An 18,775-nucleotide genomic window follows, 5' to 3' on the forward strand; every position below is an offset into this window, starting at 1 on the left:
GGCTATTTGCCCTCTTTGCCGTCGCCGGATTTTTGGCTGGCATCCTGCTCAACACTATTGAGCAGCGCGTCCACGAGTTCGCGCATTTTTTGGTTGTTCGCTCCCTGGTCAGTGATGTGGGTGCGTAAGTCGTCTTGCTGTTGGCGGATGATTTTGGTCAATCCATCTAGACCATGGGCCAATTCCGCCATTGCGCGGATCGCGTTTTGCGACGAAGACGAGTTTTGCATTGTCGCGCCCAATTGGGCGACCATTTCCTGCATGCCAGCGCCATCTGCGCCCATTTGATCAACCTGCATTTGGGTCATGGGGTGGTCAAGCTCGGTCATGGAAGACATCCAATCTTCCAAATCCGTATAAAACGCGTTTTGCGCTTGGCCTGCTTGCAGGTCCAAAAAGCCCAAGATCAGAGAGCCGGATAGACCAAATAGAGACGATGCAAACGCGGTGCCCATGCCAGACAAGGGTGCTTCAAGGCCATTTTTTAGGTTGGAGAATAGATTGCCGCTATCCCCCGCGGTGATGTCCAGCGACTTAATCACGTCGCCGACGGAACCAACGGTTTGTAACAAGCCGTAGAAGGTGCCCAAAAGGCCAAGAAACACTAAGAGACTGGTGAGATAGCGAGACGTATCTTTGGCTTCATCAAGTCTGTTGCCGACCGAATCAAGAATTGAGCGCAATGAAGCGGGGGTGATGATCGTCTCACCAAGATTGTCGCGCAGAATAACCGCGACGGGCAAAAGCATCACCGGCTGTCGGATATTAGCGTCGATATTGCCCGATTGCAGCGAATTCACCCATCGCACTTCCGGGAACAGACGCATGACTTGCAAGAAACTCAAAACGATCCCAACAGCCAAAGCGCCTAGAATAACCATGTTAATAAAGGGGTTAGCCCAAAAAGCTTCGATTAATTGCGGCGCGATGATTACAGCGACCATACCAACGATAATCAGGAAGATGATCATCTTCACAAGATATACGGTTGGACTTGCAAGATGATATGGGTCGTATGACTGCGCCATCAAATATTCTTCCCTGCGGATGTTTGTTCCGAATTGGATTCTAGTCAGAGTAGTTCTACCTGACAATATTTAAATGCGCTGATGTGCCCAAGTTGTGGCAACCGCCCAAATATCATCGAACTATTGAATGGGTGCTAAGCCAATTCTTTGTGTTTGGGATGCTCAAAGCGGCCCATAATGCGCGGCGTGGTCATGAGCGAACTTCGGCCTTATAGTTGAAAACCACTATATTTAGGCGAACCAAAATGCACAAAAATCCAATTCTAATTGCTGTTGTTGGTTGGATATTGCTGCCCGGCATGTATTTGGTGGCAGAGATGCTGGCCAGTGTTGGCCAAAACGTTCAGCTGTCATTTCTCATCGCTGCGCCATTGGGCGTATTGGGTCTTGCTTGTTGGGTTTATGCATTGATGTTGGGCACCTTGGCACTTGTTGGCCGCCGCAATATTGGGCGATCCTTGGCAGCTATTTTGTTGTGCCTTCCCCCAATTGTGTTTCTTGGGGTTGCTTTTTGGGCTGGCTTAAATGGCGCTTGAACGGCCCCGCAATTCCGAGAATGCTTTCCCTGCAGGTACGCAAATTGGGTTGCCAGGCTATTGGCTGCGAATTTTCGCCAATGTCAGTTTGGTTTTGCTTTGAAAGTTTAGGTGCTCATTATCATCTGCATGATGTTGCAAAAGTTCACGCATTTCCGCATCGAAACGCGCCCGCCGATCGCCCAATTTTGAAATGGCAAACGTGTCACGAGAATGTTGGCACAGAATGAAATCACCTATCGATTGCTGAATGGGAACTGAGACCAGTTCAAACTCTTGGAACACGTCAACATAGCTCAAATATTTGTCCCAAAACCCGCCACCTCCATTTTTGACGAATGGCTTCCCGGTTATTTCTGGGACCCATGTTGCCAAAAATTCCTGCTCGTCATCTTTCCATGGTGGATTGTTTGGGTGATCACCTTCAATTACCGCGAACAAGTGGTTGGGTTGGGCGTGTTTGAGCAGTTTGGGGAATAGTTTAGCATGATCCATCCAGTGGATGCTCAGGGCCGCGACAATAACATCATAGGTTGCTGGCAGGTGCGCGGTTTCGGCATAATCCTCAACCCAAGTAAGATTTTCGGCGTCGCCGTTTTCCAAAGATTTGCCCAATTCCATCATGCGGGCAGAGGGGTCAATTGCTCTGACGTTTTCAAAATGTGCGGTCAGCGGCCGTGCCACCTTGCCGTGCCCACAGCCCAAATCCAGCAGGTTTTCGTGGGCAGGCGCGTGCTCGACCAGTAGGTCGTATAACCGTTGCGGATAGGGTGGGCGGTGGAGGTAAAGATCAACTGTTTCGGCGTTTTGGAATGAGGTGCCAATGGGTGAATTCATGTTTTTGTTCATTCTTGCTGAAATTATTGTTGATGTTCAAATGACGGATAACGGTCACACATGCAGCGTGCACGAGTTCTAATGATGTTTTGTTCTGATAAACGCGCTGACACAAGGAGCAAACAATAGGACGGTCGGCCTGCTCGCAAAATAGAACATTTCACTCATATCGCCCGCTCTTGCACCACTTTCAAGTGTACGGCGATGAGTTCAATCGTTTCATGAAGTAAATTGCCTCGTATGTCGGTTCTCGTGGGCCTGATCTGTTCGGAAAATATGGTATTGACTTGAGGTAACTGATCAGTTACTTACACGAAGATAACTGATCGGTTACCTTAGTCCTGAAACGCAAAACAAAATGATGGAGACCAAAATGGCTGTTAATGAACTCGAAAAACAAAGTGATGATCACGTCAGTGACCCTTTGCTTATTGGCGATGAAATCAGCATCACCGGAAAATGGGTGCCCAAAACGCCCGGTGGCATATTCCATAAGTCAAAGGATGCCGAAGGTTTGCTGAAAGAATGGGAAGATATTCACGAAGAAGCCCGTGAAGATGAAGGGATTTTACATACGGAGATCAATCATGCTGTGGGCGAGGACGCTGTTTTGGTTCATCACGTTTTCCGCAATGCTCAAGCCGTTATCGACTATTTTGGAAACACGGCGTCAAACCACGCTCAGAATTTGATGAAAGTCGCAAAGCCTGAACTGCATTTCGTACACGGATTGGATGTGCCCCAAGCTGTTGTTGATGTCCTCAAAGAAAAAAATGTAGAAGTGGCGGTTGGCAATTTTAGTTATGGATTTTTACGGGACTATGCAGCACCAGATGCAAGCACGGCAATTGAAGTCACTGCAAAATGGGGCTGTAAGCCAGGCGGCTCGGCGCATGAATTTGCAGAACTGAAAAGCTTCTGGCGGCAGGTCGGCAATCAAGCTTTTGAAACCGAATTGGGCATGCAGCGATTTGAGATATATGAAGTCGCCGGGGAAAATGCCTTGATTACTCGGGAAACATTCAACTCAACTGACGAGCTCAAGTTTCACCTGACGAAAGGCACAGCTGCAAAATTCAAATCACAAATTGACGAAATCGCGGCGCCTGAGAACTATTATTTCCGTGGGCCTGTTGCGTGGCTCATTAGAACTTACTCCAAGTTCATGCATCTCCCAGCAACATATTCAAGCTTGGGCAGCCAACACATCAGCTTGGGCGGTAGCAAAAGCTCAGGCGTTACATCTTGAAATGGTATGACAGCCTTTCAATTCGGTGGGCTGTCTTGGCGCGACGGGGATAACATGCGGGTGATTAGTTCGCGCGGATGCTTACCTGTCGCTCTCCCCAGTTTTTCAAGCAATCCATAATTGGAATAACATCAATTATTCTTGTGTTGCATTGCGATGCTCCGTTGGACCAAAGTGCAGGTGAGTTAGTCGTGACCGTTCGGGAGCGATGACAAAGTTTGGGCTCCATACTTCGAAAAGGAAAATTGATGACATATACACCACCAAAGGTATGGAAATGGGATGCCGAAAATGGCGGCAGATTTGCAAGTACAAATCGGCCGATTGCTGGTCCGACCCATGAAAAAGCGCTGCAGACCGGCAAGCACCCGCTGCAACTTTATTCGTTGGCGACACCAAATGGCGTGAAAGTCACGGTCATGTTGGAAGAGCTATTGGCTCTCGGCCATAGCGGCGCAGAATATGATGCGTGGTTGATCAGTATTCAGGACGGCGATCAATTTGGCAGCGGTTTTGTTGACATAAATCCAAACTCGAAAATCCCCGCATTGGTTGATACGACAAATGGGTCTCGCGTTTTTGAAAGTGGCGCCATCTTGCTCTATTTGGCTGAAAAGTTCGACGCGTTGCTGCCTAAAGATTTGGCTGCCCGCACGGAGGCTCTAAATTGGTTGTTCTGGCTTCAAGGCTCAGCGCCTTATCTTGGTGGTGGGTTCGGCCATTTCTATGCTTATGCACCGGAAAAGTTCGAATATCCGATCAATCGATTTGCCATGGAAGCCAAACGTCAACTTGACGTTTTGGATCGAAACTTGGCAGATCGGCGCTACCTGTCGGGCAATGACTATACAATCGCGGATATTGCCACTGCGCCGTGGTATGGGGCTTTGGCCAAAGGCCTCACCTATGATGCCGCTGAGTTTTTGGATACGAAGAGTTACAAAAATTTAAACCGCTGGGCGAACGAAATTTTTGATCGACCTGCATTTAAACGCGGCAGGGCGGTTAATCGCACTTGGGGCGAGGAAAGTGAACAACTTGCCGAACGCCATGACGCGAGCGACTTTGATAATCTAGATCTCAAATAGTTGGGGGGAATTAGCCCGCAACCGCGCTCGCGCAATTCTAGTTGAATTTTCGCACAAACAAAAAAGCCTCGACGAAATGTCGAGGCTTTAATCTTTTTGGCAAAATTAATTGCGCTATACAGCTTTTAGCGCTTTGAGCAATTTGGCGTGTACTTTTTCGTTGCCGATTAAGACAGACCCGCTTTCCGGTGTCAGTTCTTTGCCGTTTACGTCCGTGGCGGTGCCGCCAGCTTCGCGGATCATGAGCATGCCAACAGCAATATCCCATGGCTTCAAGCCGGTTTCCCACATCAAGTCAAAGCGACCAGCGGCGACATAAGCCATGTCGAGCGCGGCAGAACCCGTGCGGCGAATTCCTGCAACTGACGGGTTAATTTTGGCCACTTGGGTGATTGTTTTGGTGTCTTCAGCCGTGCGGCCTGTGTGTTTGATGCCGGTTACAGCAACACAATCGGCTAGGTGCGTGCGGCCTGCAACGCGCAATCGGCGGTTGTTGACGTAAGCGCCAGAACCGCGTTCAGCCGAGAAAAGTTCTTCGGTGATCGGGTTATATGTTACGCCAGCGATCATCACCCCGTTGCGTTCCAAGCCGATTGAAACCGCGAACATGGGGATAGAGTGCAAGAAGTTTGTCGTACCGTCGAGCGGGTCAACAATCCAGCGGTGCTGGCCGTCAGTACCTTCGATCGCGCCGCGTTCTTCCATCAGGAAGCTGTAAGTTGGACGCGAACGGTGAAGTTCTTCATAAATGACGTCTTCAGCGCGTTGATCGGCAGCAGAAACAAAATCTGCGGGGCCTTTGCGCGCGACTTGCAAGTTTTCAATTTCACCGAAATCGCGTTTGAGCGAACGGGCAGCCTTGCGGGCTGTTGCGGTCATGATGGTCAAAAGGGCAGATTGTGCCATGACGTTTTAGCCTTAATTTGGTGCGGTTTGGGTCTCGACCCGCAGGGTCTAAATCCGTAGGGCCCAGACCCTAGTCTGCGCGTTTTGAATAGGTAACTTCGGTGGTGTCGACAACGATCTTCTCGCCTTCGCCAACAAATGGCGGCACCATAACTTTTACGCCATTTTCAAGCACGGCAGGCTTGAATGAATTTGCGGCGGTTTGGCCTTTTACAACAGGCTCTGTTTCTTTGACTTCCAATGTTACGAATTGGGGAATTTTTACGCCCAATGGTTTGCCTTCGTAGCTTTCAACTTCGATCATCATGCCGTCTTGCAAAAAGGAGGCGCGGTCGCCAACAAAGTCAGTTTGCAGTTCAAGCTGCTCGTAGCTTTCCATATCCATGAACACCAGCTCATCGCCTTGGGCATATAGGAATTGATATTCCTTTTGCTCAAGCTGAACGCGCTCGACCGTTTCAGTGGCGCGAAAACGCTCGTTAAGCTTGGTGCCGGACACGATGTCTTTAAGCTCGATCTGAGCAAATGCGCCGCCTTTGCCTGGCTTAACGCTTTGTGTTTTCACGGCAACCCAAAGGCTGTTTTTGTGCAGGATAACGTTGCCGGGGCGAATTTCGTTGCCATTCAGTTTCATCTTTAGGGTCTTTCCGGATTGCGCTCGTCGTGATCGTGGGTCTTGATCAAGCGCCTAGTCAATTGCTGTTGGGGTGCCTTTTGCCTCAATATTGGCTTTAACGCAAGGCTATTGGGGCTTTGCCGTCAGTGCTATTTCTGGTTTTGCTTAATTTGTTGGCGCCGTGTTTGCCCACGCGCGCGCCAGATCTTCGGCCTTTTGCAAGTCGCTTTCACTCAATTCCAGCAGCATTTGATTTAGCGCTTCATCAACAAGCCCTTGGCTTCGAGCAAGTGCGCGCCATTTGGCCGCTTCAACGAGGTCTTTTTCAACACCTGTGCCCAATGCCAGTGAACGCCCAAACCGTGCTTGCCCAACTGGATTGCCCGATTCTGCGGCTTTTTGATACCAAATGGTGGCCAGTTCGAAGTTTTTTGGAACGCCTTGGCCTTGCATCAGAAACGTCGCATATTCCACCATGGCGGCAATGTTTCCGTTGGCGGCGGCTTGGCCAATATAGAATACACCTTCATTCAGATTGGGTTGCACCCCAGCCCCGGCGATTAGGATGTTGCCATAATCATATTGGGCGTCTGAAATGTTGGCGTCCGCCGCTTCTTTATATAATTGCGCGGCCTTGCTTAGGTCAGGTTCGACATATCGGCCTTCGACATGCAATTGCGCGAGATTGTATTTTGCCGCGACAATGCCCCCATCTGCAGCTTTTTTCGTCAGTGCAGCCGCCTTCTCGCGGTTTTTAGGAACGCCCAAACCTTGTTGGTAAAGCAATGCCAATTGGAATGTCGCGTTTAGATCGCCATTTTTATCCGCTAGTGCATACCAGGAAGACGCACGTGCGTGGTTTAAGCCAACGCCCAATCCATTTGCATACAGTTCTGCGATAAGCGTTTGCGCGGTTGCATCGTCATTTTGTGCACGGGGCAGGGCAAGTGAAAGGGCGGTAAGGTAAGCGCCGCGTTGAAACGCGCCATAGGCTTCGTCGATTTGTTGGCGGGGCCCCAAAACAGATCGAGCAATATCGGTGGCTTGTTCTGCTTGGTTTGCACTGGCCGCAGTTTGGGAAAGGCCAATTTGTGAAGGTGCAACCACGAGCACAGCGCTGAGCAGTGCAAGTTTGATTAAACTGATGTTGCTCGCTTTTTTACCCATTGGACTATTCTGCACCCAAAGCTGCAATCGCTGCATTTGGGTTTTCGTCTGCCCAAATATGTTCGCGCAAAGCGCGGAATTCAAATGCCACATCCAAACCGGCATTTTCCGCATTAAAGCCCACTGCGGGTACTTCAAACGTTTCAGCCCACCATTCAGCCAATTGTTCGGAATTGAATTCGTCTTCTGTTTTGCTCGTCGAAAGATGCCCAAAGAAAACATAGTCTGTGCCAAGTTCTCCCTTGGTCATCGCATCATGTTTGGTGTGGATGCCGCCTGCGCCAACAATTGAATTGGGCACAAGGTTTTTAACAGCTTTCAGAATGGTATCTGGCGCGCCGGTCATATGAACGCCGTCGGCACCTAGTTTGCGAACGGCCTCTGGCATATTGTCCAATAGGGCCGCGCAGTTTGCGTTTTGCACGATGGGAATAAGCGCCTTGGCGATTTCAAGGTAATCCTTGTCCTCACGCTCCCCGCGCTGGATCAACAATGCGGCGACTTCATTGCCCGCAAGCGCATCTTGCAACGTTGAAGCAAAATCAACGCCGATATCGGGCGGGGTAATGAGAAAGAGTTGAGCGCGCATATGAACCTTTGAATTTGATGCCTAAAAATATCGGCTATCTCTAATTGCCTGCAATTTGGGCAGAAAATAGGTTATGTGCAAGTTTTTGCAATAGATAAACGAAAACGGCGTGCAGGACTTGTCAATTGACTTGCCCGCACGCCGTAAAAATTTCAAGAGCTTAGTTGTCGTTTAGCCCATTTGCGGATCAAGATGACCAGCGGCATAGCGGTTTGCCATGTCTGCCAGTGGGATGATTTTGCCAATTTTTGCGGCTTGGCCAGCTGTGTTGAATTGCTCTAGACGTTCAACACAAAGTTTGGTCATAGCTTCACGGGCAGGTTTTAGATATTTGCGCGGATCGAACTCACCAGGATTTTCTTGCAAGATGCGGCGGATTTGGCCAGTCATCGCCATGCGGTTGTCGGTGTCGATGTTGATTTTGCGCACACCATTTTTGATGCCGCGCTGGATTTCTTCAACCGGTACGCCCCAAGTTTGAGGCATATCGCCACCAAACTGATTGATGATGTCTTGCAACTCTTGGGGCACAGATGAAGAGCCGTGCATTACCAAATGGGTGCCGGGCAACCGGCGGTGAATTTCTTCGATCACGTGCATGGCCAAAATTTCGCCGTCTGGCTGGCGAGTAAATTTGTAAGCGCCGTGGGATGTGCCCATGGCAATGGCGAGGGCATCAACTTTTGTTTCTTGAACGAACTTCACCGCTTCTTCCGGGTCAGTCAAAAGCTGTTCGGTTGAAAGCTTGCCTTCAGCACCATGTCCGTCTTCCAAGTCGCCCATGCCTGTTTCAAGACTACCCAATACGCCGAGTTCACCTTCAACTGATATACCACCAAGGTGGGCCGTGTTGGTCACTGTTTGGGTAACCCCAACATTGTAATCCCAGTCAGCAGGTGTTTTGCCATCTTCTTCCAAGGAGCCGTCCATCATTACCGAAGTGAAGCCGCTTTGGATGGCCGTCATGCATGTTGCTGGGCCATTGCCATGGTCAAGGTGAATACAAACTGGGATGTGTGGGTAAATTTCAATCACCGCATCCATCATGCGCTTTAACATAACATCGTGTGCATATGAACGTGCGCCGCGTGATGCTTGAATGATCACTGGACTGTCAGTCTTGTCCGCAGCTTCAGCAATCGCCAACGCTTGTTCCATATTGTTGATGTTGAACGCAGGAACGCCATAATTATGCTCTGCAGCATGGTCTAGCAATTGACGAAGGGTGATGCGGGCCATTTGAATTTTCTCCAAAATGCATATGATTTTGTCCGGTTTCTGGCCCCTAAGTTCATTATTGTCGAGTTAGACTTTGGGGTGATGTTGGTATTATTTTGGTATCAATATGTAGCTTTAACAGTTTGAAATATATGTATTAATCCTTCTCTGTCGGCGCTAACCATAATTGGGGATTGTCTGTCTGGCGTCTGAGGCTAGTTAAGAAGGGGCCCATTTCAAGGGCTTGAATTTTTCCATTTTGATCCAACTTCCAACACACAGGGCAGTTGTGTAATTTGGGCGGCCGAGTTGCACAATCAGAATTGATGGGATGGGTTGAGCAAATTGAGCAATTTGATGAAAGCAATGACAAGTCGCACGTATGGCGGTCCAGAAGTGATGAAACTGGAGATGATTGAACGGCCCGTGCCAAAGCCGGATCAGGTGTTGATCAAAGTAATCGGCAGTTCGGTCAATCCGGCTGATTGGCATATGTTGCGGGGCAGTCCATTTTTCATTCGGCTTGCAGAAAGCGGGATGTTTAAACCCAAAAATCCGGTGTTGGGCGCCGATATTGCCGGTGTCGTGGAAGAAGTGGGTGCCAATGTCACCGCCTTCAAAGTCGGTGATGAAGTGTTTGGCGATCTGGGCACGTCTTCCTACGCTGAATATGCGGTGGCAGATGTTGATAAGATCGCCAAAAAACCCAAAGAGATTTCATTTGCCGAAGCCGGCGTCGTCGGGATTGCCGGCATAACCGCTCTGCAGGCCGTTCGAGACTGGGGGCAGGTGAAAGAGGGTCAGAAGGTGCTGATCAATGGGGCTTCAGGCGGTGTGGGCACCTATGCCGTGCAAATCGCAAAGGCATTTGGCGCTGAGGTAACCGGTATTTGCAGCACGGCCAATGTTCAATTGGTTCGCGATCTGGGTGCGGATCGGGTCATCGACTATAAAAAGGTGAATTTCGCTGATGAGTCCCACACCTACGATGTGATCATCGATGTTGCCGCGAACCGTTCCATAACGGACATCAAAAAGGTAATGTCGCCGAAAAGCGTTTGGGTTTTGGTTGGCTACAACCTTAAAAACATGCTGCTGATTGGGCTGTTTTCGCGTTGGCTATTTAGTGAGATGGCCAAATCAGCCACCGTCAATGTCGCCAAGGTTTCCACCGCCGATTTGACCGTGCTTGGCGATATGCTGGGGAGCGGAAAGGTCCGATCGGTCATTGATCGTCAATATGAACTGCAAGACACAGCGATTGCAGTGGAATATGTTGAAACGTCCCGCGCAAAAGGTAAAGTCGCCATCCGCGTTTGCTAATGTAAAGCCCGCCAAATATCGGCGGGCTTTGTTTGTTTAAGCGGCGGTATTCTTGACCTGCCATTTTTGGACATTGACGCCTTTAAAAAGAAGCCACAATCCAAGCCCAGCCTCGCCAATAGCTGCAATGCCTAAGAGAACATTGGTCACCATCGCATAGGCGGGAACATCCAACACATCATACATGCGGCCAAAACTATCGAATGCATAGCTTGATCCGCCGATTAGCATCGCAATTCCAAGGATGCGTGGCAAATAAGTTGAGCGGAGAACCAGATAACCCAACAGGGTCAAATGCAAGGCGAACAAGAGCTGCCACGCAATGGTGCCAAACATATGGGTCTGCATGAAAAACAACACCAATGTGTCCAATTGTTCGGGTGCAAATGTTCCTAAATAGGGTGCGCCACTCGCGGCTTCCGCCATCGACAAAAGGGGGATCAGGTTCACGGCCATAACAACCGTCATCGCAAGCCGTGCAAATGCGGCCATGATGGCGATGGATTGATTTGCTGATTTCAGCAAGACATACAATAAAGGCGTCAGCACAATTTCAGCGACGATAATGACGATCAGCGCCACCATTCCCAAGCGAAACAGGGATAGATTGTCGCGTACATTCTGTGCTGTTTGAGTTGGGTCACCGGCGACAAGAATTTGTTCGGGCACATAGAGCAAACCGATTGGACCGGTTATCATTAGGACGATGAAACAAAGACCTGCAGCAATCGTCATTGTTCGTGGGTTGATTGTGTGTTGTGTCATTTTGCGTTCCAATCCTGTGGTGAAATCACGATGCAACCAGCTTGGGTGTTGGTTTCATAGAGTTTAGCGGCTTCAACAACTTGGTCCATAGAAAAGCGCTTCGAAATAATGGGCTTGAGGGCACCGCTAGCGAGAAGCTCCCCGACCTTTTGCAGTTTGTCGTCTGAACTTGGTGCCAAAACACAAAGTTGCTCTTTGCCACCTTTGCCTTTTGTTTTGCGCTGCTGGAGCAAATGCGAAATATGAAACATTGCCAGCAAGTGTTTGCCTTTGGGTTTTAGAACTGGCTCAACCTTGCTCCATGGTAAGAACCCAGCGCAGTCGATAATCGCGTCATATTGTTTGTCCTGCCTTGTAAAATCCGTCTCGCGATAGTCGATGACTTCGTCTGCGCCCAGCGCCAAAACCAATTCTTTATTTTGAGACGAACAGGTGCCAGTAACTGTTGCGCCTTTATGTTTTGCCAATTGCAAAGCTACGCGACCGATGCCGCCTGACGCGCCGTTGATCAGCACTTCGTCACCAGGTTGGATGTTGGCGACATTTACAAAATGCGTTGCTGTTTGCGCATTTGACCCACCAATTGCAGCCGCCTCTTCAAATGAAACGCCGTCCGGGCAAATCGCGATTGGAGCGGTTTCTGGCAAGCAGACAAATTCTGCATGGGCACCAAATTGCATGTCGGTAAATCCAAATACCCGATCACCGGCCTTATATTTTGAAACAGCGCTGCCAACCCGTTCTACCGTGCCGGAAAATTCACCACCCAAAATGCGGTGTTTGGGAGAGAAAATGCCCATCATTATTCTGGCTGGAATGCGCATTAATGGCCAAGGTGACACACCAATACGTGCGAGCTGATCGCCATTGCAATAATGAGATCTCTCTACTTTGATCAGAACTTCATTGTCCTTTGGTTCAGGAATTGGCACGTCGCGAATTTGAAGTACTTCGGGTCCGCCAAACTTTTGATAGTAAAGGGCTTTCATGGTTTTATTTGTCATTTCAATATTCCTATTTGTTTGGTTTTTGTGCCGCAATTGATGCGCGGCTGTCTTGTTCGGGAGTGTTTTTTGCGCCAACAATGTTGAAGCCGTGCGCTTTAAGGGCGGCTTCTGGTTCTCCAAAATTGTAGGCATCGATAAAGGGGGCGAGGCCGATGGCGCTGAAAAGGCGAATGGCGTGTTTTTTCCACCACGGGAACTCGCCAAGGCATGGAATTTCGAGGAGGAGCAATCCACCTGGTTTTAAGAGTGCTTTAAGCCGTGAAATCACTTCGTCACGGTCTCCAACAAGGTGCATCACGTTAAGCGCGGTGATCACATCGTAGCTTTCGTGTTCCAGCCGCGAATCAAACAGTTGCGTTGCGATAAAGCTTACATTCTTGATGCCACGTTCAGATGCTTTTGATTGCGCGAGGCCAATCATCTTTTTGCTGACGTCAATACCTTCAACAGACTTTGCGTTGGCGGCGAGATCCAATGCAATTTCGCCACTGGCACAACCGAAGTCCAAAATATTATCTGTCGGTTTGATCAAGCTGCGAAGTTGGGCCAACCGTTGATCATATTGTTGATCATGGTCGGAAATGGCCTTGTCATATTGTTTGGCATGACCATCCCAAAAATGTGCACTTCGCTTGGTCAATTTGTTTGATTTAGACATAACGATATCGCTTTCAGGCTTGAGGTTTTCAAGTGAATTGAATGTTCGGTTGTTGTGGAAGACGCAGAACCTTGCGCCCAATTTCTATTTCGCTGGCGGTGTGTAGCTAAACACGTCTTCCAACGGCGTTTCAAAAACATTGGCTATTAGAAACGCCAGTTCCAGCGAAGGGGAGTATTTGGCTGCCTCGATTGCGACAATGGTTTGTCGGGAAACGCCGACAGCCTCGGCGAGTGCTTTTTGGCTCATTTCGTCATTGTCAAACCGCAAGCGACGAATGTTGTTTTCGAGCGTACCTTTGGGCTTAGCCATGATTAAAAGCCTCTGCGATAAAGAACTATCCGCGTGCTGCCTTCGACCATGCTTGCGATGAACATGGCGTAAACACTTGCGATCAGGACATAAGCCATTGGTGCGCCGAGCGCCAGCCAAATGATGGAACCAACGAAGAAGGTTGAAAAGACAATGAAACCGACCTTCATACCAATAAGATCAATCTGTTTGTCGCGCTCGTCTGCGGTATCCATTGCGGCTTCTCTTGAGATTATGCTGCTTATGATCGCAACGAGAATGCTGACCACAATGTTTACGATGATGGAGCCTGCAATCATTTTAAGTGTTGCCCAGCCGATGGCCGAACCTGCTTCTGGTCCATCAAAAATACCAGCTTGGTATTGGTCATACATGTGCAAAGAATAGATCGCCATCACAATGATGCCGGTGACTAGATAAGTTACAATATTTCGTTCTTGGAAGGACATTTTAACCTCGTGTATTAGTCGTGAATTTGTTACACATCGTCGTGTTTGTTAGACACTATGTATGAAATAACATCCATAATGTCAAATATATTTTACACTATGACATAAATTTACGACATGGCGAAGATGTTGTTGGCGAAGTTTCCAGCCCAACATTTCAGCTAAACATTTGAAATAACTCCACTTTCGGTGAGGTTTATGATCACTTTACCATGTGCGTGATGATCACCAACATATTGCACGGCATCGGGGATTTGGGCGAATGGATAGGAATTATCGCAATGGACCATGACTTTTTTCTCGACCACCAATTGAGCCAATGCACTAAGGTCGGTGCTGTTTACGCTCCAAGCGAGGATCTTGAACTTTTGCCCACCATCCTTGTTCTTGCGGCTCGCCAATAGGACTAACAAGATGGTTGAGAGTTTGCCGCCCATCATGACGAATGTGCCATTTGGGGCTAAAACCTTGCGATAGTGCTTGGGTTTGCGGCGCGCGACTGCATCAATGATCACATCAAATTTTTGATCAAACTTTGTGTAGTCAGTTTCCTGATAGTCAAAAACATGGTCGGCACCGAACTGGCGCATGCTTTCCAGCTTGTCGGCTCTGTCAATCGCCGTGACATCAGCGCCATCCAGTTTGGCGAGCTGTATGGCAAACATGCCCGCGCCACCGCCTCCGCCATTGATCAACACCTTATCGCCTGGCTTAACTTGGCCGTATTTGCGCACCCCTTGATAGCCCAGCAACCCGGCTTGGGGCAGGGTAGCGGCCTCTTCAAATGAGATGGCTTGGGGTTTCTTGGTGAAATGTTCTGCCTTGCCTGTCACAAATTCTGCAAATCCGCCCCAACCGCTGTCTGACACATCACCAAACACGTGGTCGCCGACATTGAAGTCGGTCACATCGGAGCCAATCGCTTCGACCACGCCTGAAAGATCAGCACCCATGATACGGTGCGGCGGCCTAAACGGCCCCATCATTCGGATGATCGGCACGCCGGAGAGCATTTCCCAATCCCAGCTATTGACAGATACCACCTTGACCTTGACCAGAATTTCATTGGGTTTGGGGCTTGGAATGGGGACATCAACCAGTTCAAGCTGATCCGCATTGCCGTATTTGTTGCAACTGAATGCCCGCATAATTTCCATCCACCTAAATTGTTCTTATGTGCAATATGTGGATTATGCGCCAAAAGTAAAATAGGGCTCTTGGGAAGAAATTGAACTTTTAAGGGCAACTGCGGCTACAGCGTTGCCTTTAACTTGTGCCCAACATTCACAATCGCCTCAATAGCTGGCACCAATTCTGCGCCTAAATCGGTGAGTTTGTACTCAACAGAGGGCGGTGATGTTGGTTGCACTTCGCGGTTGATCACACCCCGTGTCTGCAACTCTTTTAGCCGCGCCGACAGCACTTTTGCAGAAATTGGAGGAATATCTACCCGCAACTCGTTGAAGCGGCGTGGGCCTGCGCGCAAGTGCCAGATGACATTGGGTGCCCAAGCACCCGAAATCATCGCCATACATTCGGTAAGGGCACAGCCAACCGGAGGGTTGGGGCTTTTGTTCTTTGTGACTTTTAATGCCATCTCTGCCTGCCTAGTTGATCTTTGTGTCGAGCAGTTTGTCATGCCATTGGAAACATGAAACGCAACATCCCCCACAAGCTACATCACCCAACTAACTAACCCTGTGGTTACCCAATTCGTATGGTTACTTATGGAAACCTAGTTGTCAACAGAAAGCATGTTGATAGTTTGAGCGCGCAATTGAAGCAAATGTTTCAATCAATATTTAGAAAATGGAGTGGTCAAATGCGTAACGCCGCACAACAAAGCGCGAGTGAAGAGCTAGTCGGCGCTGAGAAATTTAAATTTGATGACGTCTGTAGCGTCATCAATGCCTATTTTGATGGCTTGTATCATTGTGATTTAGAAGTTTTCCGCCGGATCTTTCACCCCAAGGCGATTTATGCAACTGCCGATGAAAGCCCATTGCTGCATCGAAATATGGATGAGTATTTTGAAGTAATTGCCACGCGCCAATCCCCTGCGTCTCGCGGTGAGCGCCGTGCCGACGTGATCGATAATGTTCAATTTGCAGGGGACAATACCGCCTTCGTGCAGGCCCGCTGTTCAATCGGCCAAACTGACTTTGTTGATTTTCTCACATTAGTACGCGTCGATGGCGCATGGAAAATCATGGCGAAAATATTCCACATTAAGAAGGTGAGCTAGCATGCCCTATGTCAATATCAAGGTGACGGACGAAGGTGTCACAGACCAACAAAAAGCGGAACTGATTAAGGGCGTCACCGACCTGCTGGTGAAGGTGTTGAATAAAGACCCGGAAACCACATTTGTTGTGATTGATGAGGTCAGTTTGAAAAACTGGGGTATTGCAGGGCTGCAAACCGATGCTTTTCGGGCCATGAAGGCCGCGGGTGAATAACATTGGCTCCGGGGAAAATCCCCGGAGCATTCTTATTAACTGAGACCGACGCCTGATGGATCAGGTTAGATCTTGTGCCAACATCATGGCGTTGTTGTCCGGGTCATAAAATGTGGCGGTGCTGACCATGCCTTCAACGGTGTCCGTTTCCCCATCGAATTTAACCCCTGCCTTTTCAAGTGCAGCGCGGGCCGTGGCGATGTCCGCAATGCCAAATACGGGTACGCTATTGCCCGGTGTGGGTTCGGTTTGTTCACCTAGCCCAAGGGTGACGCCTTTAATCATTGTCGATAATTCGCTCCATCCCGCCTCATCGGCATGATAAATCAGCTCAAATCCCAGCATTTCCTTATACCAGTTCGCGCTGGCATGGCGGTCCTTGACGGAAATGGCGAACGTGATGGTGTTTTCCAGTGAAACGACGGACATAAATCTTTCCTTTTGCTAAAAAATATGTTAGCTATACTTTATGGACATAAATCAACTTGTCAAGCTTACATCGCGGGCATGGTCGCTTAATATTTTGGCATTGCTGTATGAGGGGGTGCCTGGACGGCAGGCTGTGCTGTTGTCAAAAGTGCCTGCTGGCCGAACAGCATTTGCCGCTAGCCTTGAGCATTTGATGGAATTGGGTTTCGTAAAGCGCAATGTTGGCCACGGGCACCCACTACGCCCCGAATTTGTGCTCACCGAGCAAGGCAAGATTGCGGGTAGTATGGCGAGCAGGCTCGTCGGTTTGTTGCCAAGTGACGATGAATTTTCAATATTGCGGCGAAACTGGTCATTGCCAATATTGTCGCTCACAGCACAACCAGTGCGCTTTTCAACTCTAAAATCCGGATTAGGTTCGATTACGGACAGGGCGCTGTCCCAATCTTTGGGGCGGTTGGAGGAAAGGGCGTGGCTTAAAAGAGAAATTGAAATCTCTGGCCGTCACCCGTTCCCCATCTATCATGCCGCCAATCAAGGCCTTGCGATTAACAAGGCCATTGGGTTTGAGCTTAGCCCTTAATCGCTTCAACGCCAGGCAATGGTTTGCCTTCCATCCATTCAAGGAACGCGCCGCCGGCGGTTGAAACATAAGTGAAGTCATTCACCACGTTGGCTTTGGCAAGCGCTGCAACTGTGTCACCGCCACCGGCAACCGAGACCAATTGGCCGTTTTGGGTGCGTTTGGCGGCATATTGAGCGATGTCCATTGTGCCTTTGCCGAACGGATCAAGTTCAAACGCGCCCAGCGGTCCGTTCCAGATCAGGGTTTTGGCTTCGTCAATTGCGCCTTTAATGCGCTCAATTGAGTGGTCACCCACATCAAGCATCATGCCAGTTTGGTCCATGGCCTCCACACCATAAGTGCGGTTGGGGGCGTTGGCCTCGAAGTGCCATGCGATCACCCCATCGATGGGCAATATGATGGCACAATTGGCGTCAGCTGCTTTGTCGTAAATGCGACGGGCGGTTTCGGCCAAATCCTTTTCGCAAAGCGATTTGCCCATATTTATGCCTTGGGCGTGCAAGAATGTGTTGGCCATGCCGCCACCGATGACTAAGGCTTCAACCTTTGTCACCAAGTTCTCAAGTAGATCGATTTTCGTTGAAACTTTTGCACCGCCGACAATGGCAATCACCGGCTGCTGTGGTTGGCCCAACCCTTTTTCAAGGGCTGACAATTCTGTTTCCATGGCGCGCCCTGCACCCGATGGCAGCAATTTTGCAATTGCGGCCGTTGAGGCATGGGCACGGTGGGCAGCTGAGAATGCATCATTTAGATATATATCACCAAGGCTTGCCATACGCGCTGCCAATTCAGCATCGTTTTGCAGTTCGCCCGGATGGAAACGCGTGTTTTCCATCACGTAGATGGTGCCATTGGCGCCGTTTTGGATTTTAGCGCTTGCCGCGCTGACATCCGTCCAATCGGTCTCAACGAACTCCACAGGTTGGCCAAAGGCAGATTTAACAGCGTCGACCACAAATCGAAGCGAGAAGTCTGGGTCAACTTTGCCCAATGGGCGACCAAAGTGAGAAAGCAAAATCGGTGTTCCGCCTTGCTCGATAATGTGGCTCATGGTTGGGCCGAGGCGCACGATGCGCGTATTGTCGGTCACTTCGCCATTAGCAACAGGCACATTAAGGTCGGCACGTACCAAGACACGTTTACCGTTAAAGTCGAAGTCTTCGAGTTTTTTAAAGGTGCTCATTTTTCAGCCCAGCTTTGGTTTAATCTAGTTTTCGTGTCCGCAACGGTTTATGGCGCATAAGCGCCCAAACGTCTTTTTTGGTTTCTGATCCGCGCGCGCCAACTTCAAACAACAGGCGTTTGGTTTCCTCTGGCGAGGCCCCAATAACTTTACTCAAAGTGTCCAAGTCGCGCCAGGGCTCGTCCTTAATGGACAGCATCTGGATCAGGATCGTTTTGCGCTGGCTATCCAGCTTAGTGTTTGGTCCAGTGTCGAGCCAATGTTTCAGCCAAACGCCGCCAAAACTGGCAAGCGCGCCAACAATTGCGCCACTGAAGCCGATCAAAAATTCGTAACTCATCATATCGCTCAAAAATAAGGGGCCGCT

General features: G+C 49.4%; 24 protein-coding genes. 7 read left to right on the forward strand and 17 right to left on the reverse strand.

Features of this window, described 5'->3' with window-relative positions:
- Positions 1–2 precede the first annotated feature (2 nt).
- Complete coding sequence (locus AC2D8L_RS14395) at positions 3–1,028, reverse strand: flagellar motor protein MotA (protein WP_484686166.1); 1,026 nt, start codon at positions 1,026–1,028, stop codon at positions 3–5.
- A 245-nt stretch (positions 1,029–1,273) separates the two neighbouring features.
- On the opposite strand from AC2D8L_RS14395, the gene AC2D8L_RS14400 reads away from it, so the two are divergent.
- Complete coding sequence (locus tag AC2D8L_RS14400; RefSeq protein WP_484686167.1) at positions 1,274–1,564, forward strand: hypothetical protein; 291 nt, start codon at positions 1,274–1,276, stop codon at positions 1,562–1,564.
- A gap of 57 nt (positions 1,565–1,621) precedes the next feature.
- Here AC2D8L_RS14400 and AC2D8L_RS14405 read toward each other — a convergent pair whose 3' ends face one another.
- Positions 1,622–2,401 carry a class I SAM-dependent methyltransferase gene (locus AC2D8L_RS14405; protein WP_484686168.1) on the reverse strand — a complete coding sequence of 260 codons (780 nt, stop codon included), beginning with the start codon at positions 2,399–2,401 and terminating at the stop codon, positions 1,622–1,624.
- 373 nt (positions 2,402–2,774) lie between these two features.
- Here AC2D8L_RS14405 and AC2D8L_RS14410 point away from each other — a divergent pair, with 373 nt between their 5' ends.
- Together AC2D8L_RS14410 and yghU are read left to right on the forward strand one after the other, a co-directional pair.
- On the forward strand, positions 2,775–3,650 hold the full coding sequence (locus AC2D8L_RS14410) for a hypothetical protein (RefSeq protein WP_484686169.1): 876 nt from the start codon (positions 2,775–2,777) through the stop codon (positions 3,648–3,650).
- A gap of 248 nt (positions 3,651–3,898) precedes the next feature.
- Positions 3,899–4,738 carry a glutathione-dependent disulfide-bond oxidoreductase gene (gene yghU, locus AC2D8L_RS14415; RefSeq protein WP_484686170.1) on the forward strand — a complete coding sequence of 280 codons (840 nt, stop codon included), beginning with the start codon at positions 3,899–3,901 and terminating at the stop codon, positions 4,736–4,738.
- 114 nt (positions 4,739–4,852) lie between these two features.
- Here the strand turns inward: yghU and AC2D8L_RS14420 are convergent, their stop codons facing one another.
- The 5 genes from AC2D8L_RS14420 to fba form a co-directional block, all read right to left on the reverse strand.
- Complete coding sequence (locus AC2D8L_RS14420; RefSeq protein ID WP_484686171.1) at positions 4,853–5,644, reverse strand: inositol monophosphatase family protein; 792 nt, start codon at positions 5,642–5,644, stop codon at positions 4,853–4,855.
- Positions 5,645–5,714: 70 nt separating this feature from the next.
- The gene (gene efp / locus AC2D8L_RS14425; protein ID WP_484686172.1) at positions 5,715–6,278 is read right to left on the reverse strand and encodes an elongation factor P; all 564 of its coding nucleotides are present in this window, start codon (positions 6,276–6,278) and stop codon (positions 5,715–5,717) included.
- 147 nt (positions 6,279–6,425) lie between these two features.
- Positions 6,426–7,427, reverse strand: coding sequence for a tetratricopeptide repeat protein (locus tag AC2D8L_RS14430; RefSeq protein ID WP_484686173.1), 1,002 nt, complete (start codon positions 7,425–7,427; stop codon positions 6,426–6,428).
- 4 nt (positions 7,428–7,431) lie between these two features.
- Positions 7,432–8,016, reverse strand: a complete 585-nt coding sequence (locus AC2D8L_RS14435) for a thiamine phosphate synthase (RefSeq protein WP_484686174.1) — start codon at positions 8,014–8,016, stop codon at positions 7,432–7,434.
- Positions 8,017–8,187: 171 nt separating this feature from the next.
- Complete coding sequence (gene fba, locus AC2D8L_RS14440; RefSeq protein ID WP_484686175.1) at positions 8,188–9,255, reverse strand: class II fructose-bisphosphate aldolase; 1,068 nt, start codon at positions 9,253–9,255, stop codon at positions 8,188–8,190.
- A gap of 345 nt (positions 9,256–9,600) precedes the next feature.
- Between fba and AC2D8L_RS14445 the strand changes: the two genes are divergently transcribed.
- Positions 9,601–10,557, forward strand: coding sequence for an NAD(P)-dependent alcohol dehydrogenase (locus AC2D8L_RS14445; protein WP_484686176.1), 957 nt, complete (start codon positions 9,601–9,603; stop codon positions 10,555–10,557).
- A gap of 36 nt (positions 10,558–10,593) precedes the next feature.
- On the opposite strand, the gene AC2D8L_RS14450 is transcribed toward AC2D8L_RS14445, so the two are convergent.
- The 7 genes from AC2D8L_RS14450 to AC2D8L_RS14480 all read right to left on the reverse strand — a co-directional run bounded on the left by AC2D8L_RS14450 (position 10,594) and on the right by AC2D8L_RS14480 (position 15,345).
- Positions 10,594–11,322 carry a DUF4386 domain-containing protein gene (locus AC2D8L_RS14450; protein WP_484686177.1) on the reverse strand — a complete coding sequence of 243 codons (729 nt, stop codon included), beginning with the start codon at positions 11,320–11,322 and terminating at the stop codon, positions 10,594–10,596.
- Positions 11,319–12,326 carry an NAD(P)-dependent alcohol dehydrogenase gene (locus tag AC2D8L_RS14455; protein WP_484686178.1) on the reverse strand — a complete coding sequence of 336 codons (1,008 nt, stop codon included), beginning with the start codon at positions 12,324–12,326 and terminating at the stop codon, positions 11,319–11,321. The genes AC2D8L_RS14450 and AC2D8L_RS14455 overlap by 4 nt, the downstream gene beginning before the upstream one ends.
- 10 nt (positions 12,327–12,336) lie before the next feature.
- A complete protein-coding gene (locus AC2D8L_RS14460) occupies positions 12,337–12,987 on the reverse strand; it encodes a class I SAM-dependent methyltransferase (protein WP_484686179.1) in 651 nt (216 codons plus the stop codon).
- 84 nt (positions 12,988–13,071) lie between these two features.
- Entirely contained in the window at positions 13,072–13,299 is a 228-nt protein-coding gene (locus AC2D8L_RS14465; protein ID WP_484686180.1) for a helix-turn-helix transcriptional regulator, read from the reverse strand.
- Between the two features lie 2 nt (positions 13,300–13,301).
- Positions 13,302–13,748 carry a hypothetical protein gene (locus AC2D8L_RS14470; protein WP_484686181.1) on the reverse strand — a complete coding sequence of 149 codons (447 nt, stop codon included), beginning with the start codon at positions 13,746–13,748 and terminating at the stop codon, positions 13,302–13,304.
- A gap of 161 nt (positions 13,749–13,909) precedes the next feature.
- A complete protein-coding gene (locus AC2D8L_RS14475; protein WP_484686182.1) occupies positions 13,910–14,896 on the reverse strand; it encodes an NAD(P)-dependent alcohol dehydrogenase in 987 nt (328 codons plus the stop codon).
- 104 nt (positions 14,897–15,000) lie between these two features.
- On the reverse strand, positions 15,001–15,345 hold the full coding sequence (locus tag AC2D8L_RS14480) for a winged helix-turn-helix transcriptional regulator (protein ID WP_484686183.1): 345 nt from the start codon (positions 15,343–15,345) through the stop codon (positions 15,001–15,003).
- A gap of 225 nt (positions 15,346–15,570) precedes the next feature.
- Here AC2D8L_RS14480 and AC2D8L_RS14485 point away from each other — a divergent pair, with 225 nt between their 5' ends.
- Positions 15,571–15,993, forward strand: a complete 423-nt coding sequence (locus tag AC2D8L_RS14485; protein ID WP_484686184.1) for a nuclear transport factor 2 family protein — start codon at positions 15,571–15,573, stop codon at positions 15,991–15,993.
- Position 15,994: 1 nt separating this feature from the next.
- A complete protein-coding gene (locus AC2D8L_RS14490) occupies positions 15,995–16,207 on the forward strand; it encodes a tautomerase family protein (protein WP_484686185.1) in 213 nt (70 codons plus the stop codon).
- Positions 16,208–16,267: 60 nt separating this feature from the next.
- Here AC2D8L_RS14490 and AC2D8L_RS14495 read toward each other — a convergent pair whose 3' ends face one another.
- Positions 16,268–16,636, reverse strand: a complete 369-nt coding sequence (locus AC2D8L_RS14495) for a VOC family protein (protein WP_484686186.1) — start codon at positions 16,634–16,636, stop codon at positions 16,268–16,270.
- A gap of 40 nt (positions 16,637–16,676) precedes the next feature.
- Here AC2D8L_RS14495 and AC2D8L_RS14500 point away from each other — a divergent pair, with 40 nt between their 5' ends.
- Positions 16,677–17,219 carry a winged helix-turn-helix transcriptional regulator gene (locus AC2D8L_RS14500; protein ID WP_484686187.1) on the forward strand — a complete coding sequence of 181 codons (543 nt, stop codon included), beginning with the start codon at positions 16,677–16,679 and terminating at the stop codon, positions 17,217–17,219.
- Here the strand turns inward: AC2D8L_RS14500 and AC2D8L_RS14505 are convergent.
- Complete coding sequence (locus AC2D8L_RS14505; RefSeq protein WP_484686188.1) at positions 17,209–18,408, reverse strand: phosphoglycerate kinase; 1,200 nt, start codon at positions 18,406–18,408, stop codon at positions 17,209–17,211. The two genes, AC2D8L_RS14500 and AC2D8L_RS14505, sit on opposite strands and share 11 nt — an antisense overlap.
- A 19-nt stretch (positions 18,409–18,427) precedes the next feature.
- On the reverse strand, positions 18,428–18,748 hold the full coding sequence (locus tag AC2D8L_RS14510; protein WP_484686189.1) for a hypothetical protein: 321 nt from the start codon (positions 18,746–18,748) through the stop codon (positions 18,428–18,430).
- Positions 18,749–18,775: the final 27 nt, after the last annotated feature.

The sequence above is a fragment of the Maritalea sp. YIW29 genome, from assembly GCF_057219265.1.

Coding starts and splice junctions, on each gene's coding strand:
- AC2D8L_RS14510 (WP_484686189.1), bottom strand. CDS start 18,748: ATGAGTTACGAATTTTTGATCGGCTTCAGTGGCGCAATTGTTGGCGCG.
- AC2D8L_RS14395 (WP_484686166.1), bottom strand. CDS start 1,028: ATGGCGCAGTCATACGACCCATATCATCTTGCAAGTCCAACCGTATAT.
- AC2D8L_RS14430 (WP_484686173.1), bottom strand. CDS start 7,427: ATGGGTAAAAAAGCGAGCAACATCAGTTTAATCAAACTTGCACTGCTC.
- AC2D8L_RS14485 (WP_484686184.1), top strand. CDS start 15,571: ATGCGTAACGCCGCACAACAAAGCGCGAGTGAAGAGCTAGTCGGCGCT.
- yghU (WP_484686170.1), top strand. CDS start 3,899: ATGACATATACACCACCAAAGGTATGGAAATGGGATGCCGAAAATGGC.
- fba (WP_484686175.1), bottom strand. CDS start 9,255: ATGGCCCGCATCACCCTTCGTCAATTGCTAGACCATGCTGCAGAGCAT.
- AC2D8L_RS14405 (WP_484686168.1), bottom strand. CDS start 2,401: ATGAATTCACCCATTGGCACCTCATTCCAAAACGCCGAAACAGTTGAT.
- AC2D8L_RS14460 (WP_484686179.1), bottom strand. CDS start 12,987: ATGTCTAAATCAAACAAATTGACCAAGCGAAGTGCACATTTTTGGGAT.
- AC2D8L_RS14475 (WP_484686182.1), bottom strand. CDS start 14,896: ATGCGGGCATTCAGTTGCAACAAATACGGCAATGCGGATCAGCTTGAA.
- AC2D8L_RS14500 (WP_484686187.1), top strand. CDS start 16,677: ATGGACATAAATCAACTTGTCAAGCTTACATCGCGGGCATGGTCGCTT.
- AC2D8L_RS14490 (WP_484686185.1), top strand. CDS start 15,995: ATGCCCTATGTCAATATCAAGGTGACGGACGAAGGTGTCACAGACCAA.
- AC2D8L_RS14400 (WP_484686167.1), top strand. CDS start 1,274: ATGCACAAAAATCCAATTCTAATTGCTGTTGTTGGTTGGATATTGCTG.
- AC2D8L_RS14445 (WP_484686176.1), top strand. CDS start 9,601: ATGACAAGTCGCACGTATGGCGGTCCAGAAGTGATGAAACTGGAGATG.
- AC2D8L_RS14480 (WP_484686183.1), bottom strand. CDS start 15,345: ATGGCATTAAAAGTCACAAAGAACAAAAGCCCCAACCCTCCGGTTGGC.
- AC2D8L_RS14410 (WP_484686169.1), top strand. CDS start 2,775: ATGGCTGTTAATGAACTCGAAAAACAAAGTGATGATCACGTCAGTGAC.
- AC2D8L_RS14505 (WP_484686188.1), bottom strand. CDS start 18,408: ATGAGCACCTTTAAAAAACTCGAAGACTTCGACTTTAACGGTAAACGT.
- AC2D8L_RS14420 (WP_484686171.1), bottom strand. CDS start 5,644: ATGGCACAATCTGCCCTTTTGACCATCATGACCGCAACAGCCCGCAAG.
- efp (WP_484686172.1), bottom strand. CDS start 6,278: ATGAAACTGAATGGCAACGAAATTCGCCCCGGCAACGTTATCCTGCAC.
- AC2D8L_RS14450 (WP_484686177.1), bottom strand. CDS start 11,322: ATGACACAACACACAATCAACCCACGAACAATGACGATTGCTGCAGGT.
- AC2D8L_RS14470 (WP_484686181.1), bottom strand. CDS start 13,748: ATGTCCTTCCAAGAACGAAATATTGTAACTTATCTAGTCACCGGCATC.
- AC2D8L_RS14465 (WP_484686180.1), bottom strand. CDS start 13,299: ATGGCTAAGCCCAAAGGTACGCTCGAAAACAACATTCGTCGCTTGCGG.
- AC2D8L_RS14455 (WP_484686178.1), bottom strand. CDS start 12,326: ATGACAAATAAAACCATGAAAGCCCTTTACTATCAAAAGTTTGGCGGA.
- AC2D8L_RS14435 (WP_484686174.1), bottom strand. CDS start 8,016: ATGCGCGCTCAACTCTTTCTCATTACCCCGCCCGATATCGGCGTTGAT.
- AC2D8L_RS14495 (WP_484686186.1), bottom strand. CDS start 16,636: ATGTCCGTCGTTTCACTGGAAAACACCATCACGTTCGCCATTTCCGTC.